The sequence below is a fragment of the Streptomyces sp. B21-083 genome, from assembly GCF_036898825.1.
In the GTDB taxonomy this organism is placed as follows: domain Bacteria; phylum Actinomycetota; class Actinomycetes; order Streptomycetales; family Streptomycetaceae; genus Streptomyces.
In genome coordinates this window covers 2,653,081-2,665,716 of sequence record NZ_JARUND010000001.1, presented here as the reverse complement: position 1 = coordinate 2,665,716, position 12,636 = coordinate 2,653,081, and the positions used below count along the sequence as shown (strand labels likewise).

Below are 12,636 nucleotides of genomic sequence, written 5' to 3'. Positions count from 1 at the left end.
GCAAGGCTCGATCGATGAAATTCGTTGTTCATGGACGCTTGACATGCGGATTTCGTAGCTTGCGGGGCGTCGGGGGTGTTGAAAACGTCGGACTGCGGAATAGGGTGGTGTCTCAGTCAATGGACACCCGAATCTGGAGGGCCGGCAGTGAGCACCGAGCTGCGTCGTCTGCGCAACTACATCGATGGTGAGTTCCGGGACGCCGCCGACGGGCGGACCACCGAGGTGGTCAACCCCGTGACGGGCGAGGCGTACGCGACCGCGCCGCTGTCCGGGCAGCCGGACGTCGACGCCGCGATGGCGGCGGCCGCCGCCGCTTTCCCCGCCTGGCGCGACAAGACGCCGGCCGAGCGGCAGAAGCACCTCCTGAAGATCGCGGACGCGTTCGAGGAGCGCGCCGAGGAACTCATCGCGGCCGAGGTGGAGAACACCGGCAAGCCGATCGGGCTCACGCGGTCCGAGGAGATCCCGCCGATGGTGGACCAGATCCGCTTCTTCGCCGGTGCGGCCCGGATGCTGGAGGGACGCAGCGCCGGCGAGTACATGGACGGCATGACGTCGATCGTCCGGCGTGAGCCGGTCGGGGTCTGCGCGCAGGTCGCGCCCTGGAACTACCCGATGATGATGGCCGTGTGGAAGTTCGCCCCGGCGATCGCGGCCGGCAACACGGTGGTGCTCAAGCCGTCGGACACGACGCCCGCGTCCACGGTGCTCATGGCCGAGATCATGGGTTCGATCCTGCCCAAGGGCGTCTTCAACGTCGTGACCGGCGACCGTGACACCGGCCGGCTGATGGTCGAGCACCCGACGCCGGCGATGGCGTCGATCACCGGTTCGGTGCGCGCCGGTATGCAGGTCGCCGAGTCCGCGTCGAAGGACCTCAAGCGCGTCCACCTGGAGCTGGGCGGAAAAGCGCCGGTCGTCGTCTTCGAGGACACCGACATCGCCAAGGCCGTCGAGGACATCTCGGTCGCGGGCTACTTCAACGCGGGCCAGGACTGTACGGCGGCCACACGCGTCCTCGTCCAGGAGTCCATCCACGACGAGTTCGTCGCCGCGCTCGCCAAGGCCGCCGCCGAGACCAAGACCGGGCAGCCGGACGACGAGGACGTGCTGTACGGACCGCTCAACAACCCGAACCAGCTGAAGCAGGTCTCCGGCTTCATCGAGCGGCTGCCCGCGCACGCCAAGGTCGAGGCGGGGGGTCACCGGGTCGGCGAGAAGGGCTACTTCTACGCCGCGACGGTCGTGTCGGGCCTGAAGCAGGACGACGAGATCATCCAGAACGAGGTGTTCGGTCCGGTCATCACCGTCCAGTCCTTCACGGACGAGGCGCAGGCCGTGGGATGGGCCAACGGCGTGGACTACGCCCTCGCGTCGTCGGTCTGGACGAAGGACCACGCGCGCGCGATGCGCATGTCGAAGGTCCTGGACTTCGGCTGTGTGTGGATCAACACCCATATCCCGCTGGTCGCGGAGATGCCCCACGGCGGCTTCAAGAAGTCCGGCTACGGCAAGGACCTGTCGGGGTACGGCTTCGACGACTACACGCGGATCAAGCACGTCATGACGTCGCTCGGCGGCTGACGGCCGTACGTGGCACGAACGCGGTCCCGGGCGGGAGGCCTCCGTCCGGGGCCGCGTTCGTGCGCCCGGAGCCAGGGGCGGGGCGGCCGACGACCTGTCGCCGCGGCGGCCCTCGTCGGTGCGTCGGCCCGTCGGGGCCGCGCCGACGGGTGACGGCTGCGACGAACGAGGCCGGGCACCGCACTCACGAACTCGGCATCCAGCCCGGGGCGTACGACCCGAAGGCCGGCGTCGGCTTCGCCGGCGATTCACGCTCCGACGCCGCCGTCGACCCGGAGGACCGTGCCGGTCACGTAGGAGGCGCGGTCGCTCAGCAGCCAGGCGGCGGCCTCGGCGATCTCGGCGGGGTCGGCCGCACGCCGCAGCGGGGTCAGTGCGTTGAGGTGCTCCACGATGCCGGGGGTGGCGTCGTTCCAGGCGCGGATCATCTCGGTGAGCGTGGTGCCGGGTGCGACGGCGTTGACGCGGATGCCCTCCGGGCCGTACGTGATGGCGGCCGATTCGGTGAGGCTGTTCACCGCCCGCTTCATCGCCCCGTAGACGGGCAGCTCGGGGTTGCCCCTCAGGCTGCCGACGCTGGAGTTGTTGACGATGGCACCGGTCCCGGCGGTGGCCCGGATGGCGGCGACCTCGGCGGCCATGGCCAGCCAGGTGCCCTTGAGGTTCACGGCGTGGACATGGTCGAAGTCGGCCTCCCGCACCTGGTCCAGCGGGCCGGGCGGGATGGTCGTCGCGGCGTTGTTGAAGGCGATGTCGAGCCGGCCGTACCGGTTCACGGTGCGATCGACGGCGGCTCGCACGCTGTCGGCGTCGGCCAGGTCGCACACGACGTAGTCCGCGGTGCCGCCCGCCGCACGGACCTCCTGGGTCACCGACTTCAGCTGGTCCTCCGTCCGGGCCGCGAGCAGCACTCGGGCGCCCTCCCGGGCGAACAGCCGCGCCGCTGCGGCGCCGATCCCGCGCCCGGCGCCGGTGATGAGAGCGACCTTGCCGGCCAGCAGGCCCGTGGATGTGTTGGCGGTGGGTTCGTTGTCCATGGCGGCAAGCCTGCGTCCGGCCGCGGAAGCTATCCAGGCACCGGCGGTACCTGGATAGCCCCCTCGGCCCCGGCGCACACTGAGGGGGTGGACAGACAAGAACTGGCCGCTTTCCTGCGCAGCAGGCGTGAGCGGATCACTCCGGCCGAGGCGGGGCTGCCCGCAGGACAGCGCCGCCGCACTCCGGGACTGCGGCGGGAGGAGGTGGCCCAGTTGGCGTTCATCTCGACCGAGTACTACACACGGCTGGAGCAGGCCCGTGCCCCGCACCCGTCGCGCGATGTGCTGGCCGGTGTGGCCCGGGCCCTGCGGCTGTCGGACGCCGAGCGCGACCACTTCCACCACCTGGCCGGCGTGCCGCCGGGCCCGCCGCCCGGGCCCTCCCGGGAGGTGCGCCAGAGCATCCTGCGGCTGCTCGACCGGCTGCCGCAGGCCGCGGCGATCGTGATCTCGGCGACGTACGAGGTGATCGCCTGGAACGATCTGGCCGCCGCTCTCCTGGAGGACTTCTCCGCCCTGTCACGGCGCGAGCGCAACTTCGCGCGCCGGGTCTTCCTGGAGTCGCGCCCCCAGGGACGCGGGGTGTACAGCCTGTTGGACGCGACCGCCTTCGCCCGCAACACGGCCCAGGATCTGCGCGCCACCGCCGCCCGCTACCCCGACGACCCCGAAGTGGCCGCACTGGTGGCCGAACTCCGCTCCGGCAGTGCGGAGTTCGCCCGGCTCTGGGCCTCCCACGACGTGTCCGCCGCACCCAGCCTGTGCAAGACCTTCCAACACCCGCTGGTCGGTCCCGTCACCGTCAACTGCGACGTCCTCGACATCGCCGACCGGGACCAGCGGGTCGTGATCTACACCGCCGAACCCGGCACACCGTCAGAGGAAGCGCTGAGGCTGCTGTCGGTCGTCGGCACCCAGCGCATGGACATACCCGGCTGAGCGCCGTCGGGCCGCGATCAGGCGCAGGGCATGCGGAGTTCGGGATGATCGCCTGCGCGGGGATCGTTCCGCTCGCGCTGCTCTGCGGGCCGATCCGGGGGATTCCCTTCTGGTGGACGGTGATCGACATGTCGTTCGGGGTGTTCGGGGTGATCCCGCTGTACGTCGTACGAAAGCGGATCAAGCGGCTGGAGGCGCTGACGACGGCGCCACCGGCCGCGGTCGGCGTCACAGTGTGAAGGCCGCCCGCACGATGCGCGCGGCGACCGGATTCAGGCCCTGGCCCTTCGCGTCGGTCGAGTTGACGCTGTAGACGAGGGTGCGGGACAGGTCGCGGGTGGCGGCGATGAGCGTGTTGTAACCCCAACGGCCGCCCGACTTCAGCCACAACTCCGTACCGTCGTCGGTCACATACCGCTCCAGGCCCGCGCTCATCGTGGCGTCCGGGACGTCGGCCGGGACGGTGAACATCTCCTCCAGCTGTGGCTCCGGCACCACCCGGCCACGGAACAGGGCGGTCAGGAACCGCTCCAGGTCCGCCGTCGTGGAGATCATGGCGCCCGCCGCCCAGGTGTCCGTGGTGCCCCAGACCGTGACATCGCGGTACTCCGTCGTGCCGTCGGCGCGCGCCACCGCCTGGTAGCCGCGGTTGTGCGGCCCTCGGATGTCCGGGTCGGTGCCGGGGAAGTACGTGTTCCGCATTCCCAGCGGGGCGAAGACCCGGCGGGTCGTCTCCCGCTCGTACGAGTGGCCGGTGATCCGCTCGATCAGCAGCCCGAGCACGGTGTAGTTGATGTTGAGGTAGTGCTGCCGGGTGCCCGGCGCGAACTCGGGTGGCTCGGCGGTGGCCGAGGCGACCGTCGCGCGGGGCGAGTGGAGGTCGAAGCGGTGCGTGTACCACTCCTCGAAGGTCGTACCGGTGCCGGCGGCGGCCGGGATGCCGCTGGTGTGGTTCAAGAGCTGACGCACGGTCACGTGCGCGTACGTGCTGGGGATCAGGTCCGGAAGGTAGTGGCGGGCCGGTCGGCCGAGGTCCACCGCGCCCTCCGCCGCGAGTTGGAGCACGACCGCCGCCGTGACCGCCTTCGTCGTCGATCCGACCCGGAAACGCGCGTCCGGGTCCGCCGCCCGTCCGCTCGCCAGGTCGTGCACACCCGCACTGCCGCGCCAGACACCGTCGGTGCCCCCGACCCGTACGAGAGCCGCCGTCGCGTCCCCGTTCGGTAACCCGGCGAGCGCGGCCCGCAGCGCCGCCACGTCCGGTGACGTGCCCCGCCCGGTCACCGCACCGGAGGCGGAGTCGGCCGACGCGGGAACGGCGAGGGCGCCGGCCGGTAGGGCGAGGGTGAGCGTGAGGACGGTCGCGAGGGCTGTGGCGCGGGCGGCGGTACGCGGGCGTATGTGCATCGGCTGCTCCTGCGGGTGGCGGGTGGCGGGTGGCGGGTGGCGGGTGGCGGGTGGCGGGTGGCGGGTGGTGTGGATGTTCACATTCTCGATCCGTACGGAGTGACCGGGATCGTCGGTGAGGAGGACGCCGACCCTGGTGTCGGGCTAAGGGCAACTGGCGTACCGCGTGCGGATCTTGTCGGGGATCGCACCTAGGGCCCAGGTCCGGGTGGCCTGGGGGAGGGGGCAAAAACTGTTATCGGCGGTGCCTCCGAGCCGTCTCCTCGGGCGACTCGGTGGGGAACTCGTGTGCAACAGGGCGACGTAAGGTGCACACACGTACGAGAAGGGGCTTTTGTGGACGGGCGCCAGTGGAGTTCCACCATCGCTGCGGCGCAGGCCGGTGACCGGCGGGCGCTGGACGAGCTGGTCGCGGGCTGGCTGCCGCTGGTCTACAACATCGTCGGCCGGGCCCTGAACGGTCACGCGGACGTCGACGACGTCGTGCAGGAGACCATGCTCCGAGCCGTCGACAACCTCGGCTCACTGCGCGACCCGGACAGCTTCCGGTCGTGGCTCGTCGCGATCACGATGCGCCAGATCCGGGACCGCGCGCGCCGCCGTACGACCGACGCACTCCGTGACGAGACGGCCGACGGAGCCGCCGACTTCGCCGAACTCGCCGTACTGAAACTCCAGTTGGAGGGGCAGCGGCGCGAGGTCGCGGAGGCGGCGCGCTGGCTCGACGACGAGGACCGGCAGCTGCTGTCGCTGTGGTGGCTGGAGGTCGCGGGCGAACTCACCCGCCGTGAGCTGGCGGCCGCCGTCGGCATCAGCCGGCAGCACGCCGCCGTACGCGTCCAGCGGATGAAGGAGCGCCTGGAGGCCTCGCGCGGAATCGTCCGGGCGCTCGACGGCGCCTGCCCCGACCTGCGGGAAACGACCGCCCGCTGGGACGGCGACCCGGACTCCGTGTGGCGCAAGCGGCTGGCCCGGCACATCAGGGGGTGCGCGTACTGCGCGAGCTCCGGCGAGGCGGTCGTCGTACCGGCGGAACGGCTCCTCGTCGGCATCGCGCTGGTCCCGCTGCCCGTCGGGTTCACCCTGTCGCTGGCCTTCGGCGGCAAGACGGCTGTCGCCGCCACCGCCACCGCCGGCGCCTCCGTCAGCTGGTCGGGAAAGGTGCTCGGCGCCCTGACCAAGCCGGCCGTCGCCCTGAGCGCCGGGGCCACGATCATCGCGGGCGGCGCCTACGTCGTCACGTACCCCGCGAAGGACCCGCCGCCAGCCGTCGCGGCACCCACGGCGCGCCCCCGGCCCCAGGCACCCACCACCTCCGCGCCCCCGTCCCCGTCGCCGTCCGCGTCCCCCTCGGCGTCGCCGTCACCCACGCCGACGCCCTCGGCGACCCGTCCCGAGCAGGAGACGTACGGCTCGGTCGTCGACGCCGTCGACACGGCGCCCGACCCGAACGCGCGGCCCGCCGCCCTTCCGCACCGGCCCGAGGCCGGGATCACCAGCACCGGCGGCGCGCACGCCACCATGAACCACCGCGGGGACAGCGTGACGCTCACCGGCCGGGGCTATGTCCTGGTCCGCTGGCAGATCTCGCCGCAGTACCGGGCCGGCAGCCTGGTCATGCCGAGCTGGACCGGTCTGAAGGGCAAGCTCTTCCACGTGGCGTCGGGCGGAGGCCGCCGGATGGACGACCGGGTCAGCAGCACCGACAGTTCCGCCAGCGGCATGGGCGACTCGGCCACCGGCTACGCCGTCCCGCCGGCCGGCACCCAGCAGATGTGGCAGAACGAGTACTTCTACGTCGACGGCAGTGTCACCCTCACCGTGAACGAACGGGGCGCCGACTACGGCCTGAGCGTCTTCCCGACCACCTGGGACGACGTGGAGAACGACGTGACCAGCGGACCTCCCGAGGGCGCCAAGCGCTACGGCCTGGTCCGCGACACCGGCAAGGACGACACCCCCGTCCCCCAGTACGTCACCCGGGACACCCCGGCCGACCCGGCGACCGTGGCGCAGGAGTCCCGCGTCTAGGGCAGGATCCGCTCAGCGGCCGATCCGCGTCATCCCTTGCGCAGCGCGCACAGCGCGTCGATCCGGTTGGTGGTGATCGAGTCGACGCCGGCGTCCAGCAGCCGGCGCATGGAACGACGGGTGTCCGGAGTCCACACCGACAGCAGATGACCGCCCCGGTGCACCCGTGCCGTGAGCTGCCGGTCGACCAGGGTGAAGCGGTAGTTGAGCCAGCGCGGGCGGATCGCGGCCAGCAGGGCGGGGCGCGGCGGCGCGAGGGTCTTCCAGGTCAGGGCGATCTCGGCGGCCGGGTCCACCGCGCGCACCGCGAGCATGGCCGGAGCGTCCGCGCAGTAGTACACGCGTTCCTCCGCCGCGCACTCCCGGACCACGTCCACCACGCGCCGTACCGCCCGCACATCGGGCGTTCCCGGCAGATCGATCATCACCCGGCTGCCCTCGGTCACGGCCAGGGCCTCCGCGAGCGTCGGCACCCCGCCCTCCGTCAGCCCGCGCACCTCGGCCGCCGACAGGGCGGCCAGCGGCCGTTCCCGTTCCCACAGCCGCTTCAGGGTCGCGTCGTGCAGCAGCACGGGCACGCCGTCGCGGGTGAGCCGTACGTCGATCTCGACCGCGTCCGCGCCCTGGTCGAGCGCGGAACGCAGCGAGTCGATCGTGTTCTCACGGGAGCGGTAGGGGTCGCCGCGATGGGCCACGGCGGTCACGTTCTGCATGGGCCCATTGTGCGCGGGTGGGGACGGTGATTCCTCAGGGGGCGAGCCAGGCCGAGGTGTACGTGTCGATCTCGGCGGCCAGCGCGGCCTTGCCCGCCGGGTCGAGGAAGGAGGCCTCGACGGCGTTCTTGGCGAGGTCGGCGACACCCCACTCGTCGAGGTCGAGCAGCCGGGCGGCGACCGCGTACTCGCTGTTGAGGTCGGTGCCGAACATCGGCGGGTCGTCGGAGTTGATCGTGACGAGGACGCCGGCCCGCACGAACTCCTTGAGGGGGTGCTCGTCGAGCGTACGGACCGCGCGCGTGGCGATGTTGGAGGTCGGGCAGACCTCCAGGGCGATGCGCTGCTCGGCGAGGTGGGCGAGGAGTGCGGGGTCCTGCGCGGAACTCGTGCCGTGTCCGATGCGCTCGGCGCGCAGATGGTTCAGGGCGTCCCAGACCGTCTCCGGCCCTGTGGTCTCGCCCGCGTGCGGCACCGACCGCAGTCCGGCGGCGATCGCCTGGTCGAAGTACGGCTTGAACTGCGGCCTGGGTACGCCGATCTCGGGCCCGCCGAGCCCGAACGACACCAGCCCCTCCGGGCGCAGCCGGTCGTCGGTGGCGAGTCGGACCGTCTCCTCGGCGGATTCGAGCCCGGCCTCGCCCGGGATGTCGAAGCACCAGCGCAGTACGGTCCCGAACTCGGCCTCGGCCGACTTCCGGGCGTCCTCGATCGCGTCCATGAAGGCGCGCGCGTCGATGCCGCGGCGGGTGGAGGAGAACGGGGTGATGGTCAGCTCGGCGTACCTGACCTGCTGCCTTGCCATGTCGCGGGCGATCTCGTACGTCAGCAGCCGTACGTCCTCGGGTGTGCGGATGAGGTCCACGACGGACAGGTACACCTTGATGAAGTGGGCGAAGTCCGTGAACGTGAAGAAGTCGGCCAGGGCCTCGGGATCGGTGGGCACCGCGGAGTCGGGGTGGCGGGCGGCCAGCTGCGAGACGATCCGGGGGAGGCGGAGCCCACGTGGTGGACGTGCAGTTCGGCCTTGGGCAGCCCGGCGATGAAGGCGTGCGGGTCACGGACGCCGGCTGCGGCCCGCTGGTGGTGGTCGGTCAAGGGTTCCTCCCCGGGAACGGCGCCCCGGACCGGGCGACGGTCGGCGGGACGCGGGTGATCGGCTGATCGATGACTCGGGGATCATCGTAGGCCGGGCGTGCGGGCAGGCGTCCGTGGATTCCGCCCGGGGGCGGGACAGGGCAGGCGAAGGGCCGGGCGGGGGCCGGAGGTGCCCGGTCGCCGGTGATCGGCGGGTCGTAGCATGACTGAACATACGAACGAGGGGACCCCACGCATGTCCGACGCCGCGCAGCCGTCGCAGTCACCGGAGAACGCTCCTGCGGAGGGGGCGAGTTCCGAGGGTGCGGCGACCGGCGAAACCGTCAGCGACAGCCCCGCGAGCGGCACACCCGCGCGGGTCCCGCTGGACAAGCCGCCGGCCGGGACAGGCTCCGGCGGTACGACGGGATCCGAAGCCGAGTTCGATCCCTGGGCGCCGCCGGCGGAGGACACCCCCCGCTCGGGTTCCGTACCTGACGGTCCTGGCGGCACGGTGTTCTGGAACAACGGCGAGGCCACCCCACCACCTCCCTCCGTCCACAACCACCCCACGGTCACCTCGACACCGGCGGACGCCCCGCCCGCACCTCAGGCGTCCCGGCCCTGGGCCAGCCCCTTCGCCGCACCCGGCGCTCACCCGGCCGGCACCCCGCAGGACAACCCGTTCGCGCCGCCGGTCCCGGGGGCCTCCTACGCCCAGCCCGCCGCGCCGGGCGGCCCGGTGCCTCCGCCGCCCATAGCGCCCGGCGGTCCCGGACCGGCCCCGTACGCCTACCCGCAGTACCCGTCCGGACCGGGCTACGGCTACCCGCAGCAGGCCGGATACGGCGGCCCGGGCCCCGGGTATCCCGCGCCCCCGATGTACGGCGGTCCCGGCTACGGCTGGGCCCCCATGGCGCCCCAGCCGATGAACGGCCTGGGTACCGCCTCGCTCGTGGTCGGTATCGCCTCCGCCGTCCTCTTCTGCCTCTGGCCGTTGGCGATCATCCTGGGCATCCTCGCCGTGGTCTTCGGCCTGATCGCCCGGGGCAGGGCCCGCCGGGGCCAGGCGACCAACCCGGGCCAGGCGCTGGCCGGAATCATCTGCGGTGCCGTCGCCATCGTCCTCGCCGTGGCGTTCGGGGCCCTCATCATCGCGTTCGGCGACGAGGGCTCCGCGAACGAGATCGACGGCAGTTACTCGACCGTCCTGTCCCAGCAGGTCTGACAAGCGGGCCGCTCGGGCAGCTCCGAGCGGTCCGGGAGACGGGGTCCGGGAGGCGGCGGGGTCCGGATTCCGCACCCCGCCTCCCGCAGCCACCTCGACGGCAGGAGGTGCCCCCACTCACCGGACCGGACACAGACTCACGTACAACCAGTACGAGGGCCCGCACCCGGCACGCCGATGGCCCGCGCCTACTCGGACATCAGCCGCTGCCGCGGCGGGTGCCAGGGTCGCTCTTCGGGCGGGCGGCGGGACCGTGACGGCAGGTCCTAGCCCGCCCGCAACCGCTTCCGCGCCGCCATCAGGGCGAACCCCAGCAGGTTCGGTCCCCGCCACCGACCGGGGTCCATCGCCGCCTCGTCGTCCGCGGCCAGGCCGATGCCCCAGACGCGATCCACCGGGCTCGCCTCGACCAGCACCCGCTCGCCCGTGCCCAGCAGAAACTCCCGCAGGTCACTGTGTGCGGCGAACTTGTGGACGCTGCCCTCGACCACGATCCCGAAGCGCTCGCGCTCCCACACGGCCTCGTCGAAGCCGCGCACGAGCCGGCCGGCCTTCTTCGCCAGTGCCGGGTTCGATGCCGTGACGGCCAGGCGCTCCGCCTCCGCGTCGTCGAACAGGCGGGCCTTCGCGGCCATCATCCAGTGCTCGGCCGTCGCGTACTCCACCCCGTCCACCGAGAACGCGGACGGCCACCACTGGCTGAGACAGCTCGGCCCCACCCGGCCGTCCGGGCGTGGCCGGTGCCCCCAGAAGTGCAGGTACTTGACCCGGGTCCCCGCACGCACTTCCCTGGTCAGGGCCTCCAGCGAATCGATCTGCCCCGGCTGCCCCGTATCGGCGGTGCTCCTCGTGAGTTTCCCCATGCACGCGAGTCTGGCATTCACCACTGACATCGCGTCCTCTCATTTCCCGTCCCGCTGGACACCTGGTCGACAGATTTCGTCGCGTAACCAAATGGCAACAACGGAATCCCTTGTTGGAGTCCACTTCCTCTGTCAGGATCGGCACTCAGATCGACCTGGAGCTACGTTGACCCCCGCAGGCCGGGGAGGGCGACGGAGGAGAGCGACATGCACAATCCGGGCCATCGCTTCCCGGCACAGGAGCGGCTCGCGGCGGGCGCGCAGTACATCGCGGGCCGACTGACCCGCGGCACCTCCGGCCGTACGCACAGGGTCGTCGACCCGGCCACGGGCGACGCGGTCTACACGTACGAGCTGGCCGGTCCCGGCGACGTGGACGCCGCTGTCGCCGCCGCCCGCGCGGCCTTCCCTGGCTGGGCGGGGGCCACCCCGGGCGAGCGTTCCGACGCGCTGCACCGGTTCGCCGCCGTCCTCGCCGAGCGGGCCGAGGAGTTCGCGCGTGCCGAGTCCCTCCAGTGCGGCAAGCCGCTCAAGCTGACCCGCGAGTTCGACGTCCCGGGGACGATCGACAACACCGCCTTCTTCGCCGGTGCCGCCCGCCACCTCCAGGGGCAGTCGGCCGGGGAGTACTCCGGTGACCACACCTCGTACGTCCGCAGGGAGCCCATCGGAGTCGTCGGGTCCATCGCGCCCTGGAACTACCCCCTCCAGATGGCCGCCTGGAAGATCCTCCCGGCGATCGCGGCCGGCAACGCGATCGTGCTCAAGCCCGCCGAGCTGACCCCGTTGACCTCGCTCCTCTTCGCCGAGGCAGCCACCGCGGCAGGGATCCCGGACGGTGTCGTCAACATCGTCACCGGAACCGGCAGGGAGGCCGGTGAGCATCTCGTCGGGCATCCCGATGTCGTCATGACGTCCTTCACCGGGTCCACCGCCGTCGGCAAGCGTGTCGCCGAGGTCGCGACCGCCACCGTCAAGCGGCTCCACCTGGAACTGGGCGGCAAGGCACCCTTCGTCGTCTTCGACGACGCCGATCTCGACGCCGCCGTCAACGGCGCTGTGGCGGGATCGCTCATCAACACCGGGCAGGACTGCACGGCCGCCACGCGCGCGTACGTGCAACGCCCGCTGTACGAGGAGTTCGTCGCGAGGACGGCCGCCCTCATGGAGACCGTCCGGCTCGGTGACCCGTTCGCCCCGGGCACCGATCTCGGGCCGCTCATCTCGCACGCGCAGCGCGACCGGGTCGCCGGGTTCGTCGAGCGGGCGCGTGCCTACGCGCGCGTGGTGACCGGCGGCGAGGCTCCCCAGGGGGAGCTGAAGAACGGCGCCTACTACCGCCCCACCCTGGTCGCCGATGCCGCCCAGGACAGCGAGATCGTCCAGTCCGAGATCTTCGGGCCCGTGCTCGTCGTCCTGCCCTTCGACAGCGACGACGACGGCATCGCGCTCGCCAACGACACGCCCTACGGTCTCGCCGCCTCCGCCTGGAGCCGGGACGTCTACCGGGCGAACCGCGCCACCCGCGAGATCAAGGCGGGTTGCGTGTGGGTCAACGACCACATTCCGATCATCAGCGAGATGCCCCACGGCGGGTACAAGGCGTCCGGCTTCGGCAAGGACATGTCCGTGTACTCGTTCGAGGAGTACACACAGATCAAGCACGTCATGTTCGACAACACCGCGGTTGCCCGCAAGGACTGGCACCGCACGATCTTCGGGGACCGCTGACCGGACACAGGCCGACCGACCAG

Annotated in this window: 10 protein-coding genes and 2 pseudogenes; 7 read left to right on the top strand and 5 right to left on the bottom strand. The window is 71.8% G+C overall.

Annotated features, from left to right (window positions below; genetic code table 11):
- The first annotated feature begins 147 nt into the window (after positions 1-147).
- The gene (locus QA861_RS11905) at positions 148-1,587 is read left to right on the top strand and encodes a gamma-aminobutyraldehyde dehydrogenase (protein WP_334588315.1); all 1,440 of its coding nucleotides are present in this window, start codon (positions 148-150) and stop codon (positions 1,585-1,587) included.
- A 248-nt stretch (positions 1,588-1,835) separates the two neighbouring features.
- Here QA861_RS11905 and QA861_RS11900 read toward each other — a convergent pair whose 3' ends face one another.
- Complete coding sequence (locus QA861_RS11900; protein WP_334588314.1) at positions 1,836-2,624, bottom strand: SDR family NAD(P)-dependent oxidoreductase; 789 nt, start codon at positions 2,622-2,624, stop codon at positions 1,836-1,838.
- 87 nt (positions 2,625-2,711) lie between these two features.
- On the opposite strand from QA861_RS11900, the gene QA861_RS11895 reads away from it, so the two are divergent.
- Positions 2,712-3,563 (top strand): helix-turn-helix transcriptional regulator, encoded by an 852-nt coding sequence (locus QA861_RS11895; protein ID WP_334588313.1) that lies wholly within the window; start codon positions 2,712-2,714, stop codon positions 3,561-3,563.
- A gap of 35 nt (positions 3,564-3,598) precedes the next feature.
- Positions 3,599-3,802 (top strand): annotated as a pseudogene (locus QA861_RS11890) (hypothetical protein); the annotation flags it as partial.
- Here QA861_RS11890 and QA861_RS11885 read toward each other — a convergent pair.
- Positions 3,792-4,970: a serine hydrolase domain-containing protein gene (locus tag QA861_RS11885; RefSeq protein WP_334590523.1), complete on the bottom strand. Its 1,179-nt coding sequence runs from the start codon at positions 4,968-4,970 to the stop codon at positions 3,792-3,794. The pseudogene QA861_RS11890 and the gene QA861_RS11885 overlap by 11 nt on opposite strands.
- 336 nt (positions 4,971-5,306) lie before the next feature.
- Here QA861_RS11885 and QA861_RS11880 point away from each other — a divergent pair, with 336 nt between their 5' ends.
- On the top strand, positions 5,307-7,001 hold the full coding sequence (locus QA861_RS11880) for a sigma-70 family RNA polymerase sigma factor (RefSeq protein ID WP_334588312.1): 1,695 nt from the start codon (positions 5,307-5,309) through the stop codon (positions 6,999-7,001).
- Positions 7,002-7,030: 29 nt separating this feature from the next.
- Here QA861_RS11880 and QA861_RS11875 read toward each other — a convergent pair whose 3' ends face one another.
- The gene (locus QA861_RS11875) at positions 7,031-7,714 is read right to left on the bottom strand and encodes a glycerophosphodiester phosphodiesterase (protein WP_334588311.1); all 684 of its coding nucleotides are present in this window, start codon (positions 7,712-7,714) and stop codon (positions 7,031-7,033) included.
- A gap of 34 nt (positions 7,715-7,748) precedes the next feature.
- Positions 7,749-8,758, bottom strand: a pseudogene (locus QA861_RS11870) (adenosine deaminase).
- Here QA861_RS11870 and QA861_RS47390 point away from each other — a divergent pair.
- Together QA861_RS47390 and QA861_RS11865 are read left to right on the top strand one after the other, a co-directional pair.
- Positions 8,720-8,878 (top strand): hypothetical protein, encoded by a 159-nt coding sequence (locus QA861_RS47390; protein WP_503461749.1) that lies wholly within the window; start codon positions 8,720-8,722, stop codon positions 8,876-8,878. The pseudogene QA861_RS11870 and the gene QA861_RS47390 sit on opposite strands and share 39 nt — an antisense overlap.
- A 169-nt stretch (positions 8,879-9,047) precedes the next feature.
- Positions 9,048-10,019, top strand: a complete 972-nt coding sequence (locus QA861_RS11865; RefSeq protein ID WP_334588310.1) for a DUF4190 domain-containing protein — start codon at positions 9,048-9,050, stop codon at positions 10,017-10,019.
- 266 nt (positions 10,020-10,285) lie between these two features.
- On the opposite strand, the gene ybiA is transcribed toward QA861_RS11865, so the two are convergent.
- Entirely contained in the window at positions 10,286-10,912 is a 627-nt protein-coding gene (ybiA, locus tag QA861_RS11860; RefSeq protein ID WP_443041475.1) for a riboflavin biosynthesis intermediates N-glycosidase, read from the bottom strand.
- Between the two features lie 177 nt (positions 10,913-11,089).
- Here ybiA and QA861_RS11855 point away from each other — a divergent pair, with 177 nt between their 5' ends.
- A complete protein-coding gene (locus QA861_RS11855; RefSeq protein WP_334588308.1) occupies positions 11,090-12,613 on the top strand; it encodes a gamma-aminobutyraldehyde dehydrogenase in 1,524 nt (507 codons plus the stop codon).
- Positions 12,614-12,636: the final 23 nt, after the last annotated feature.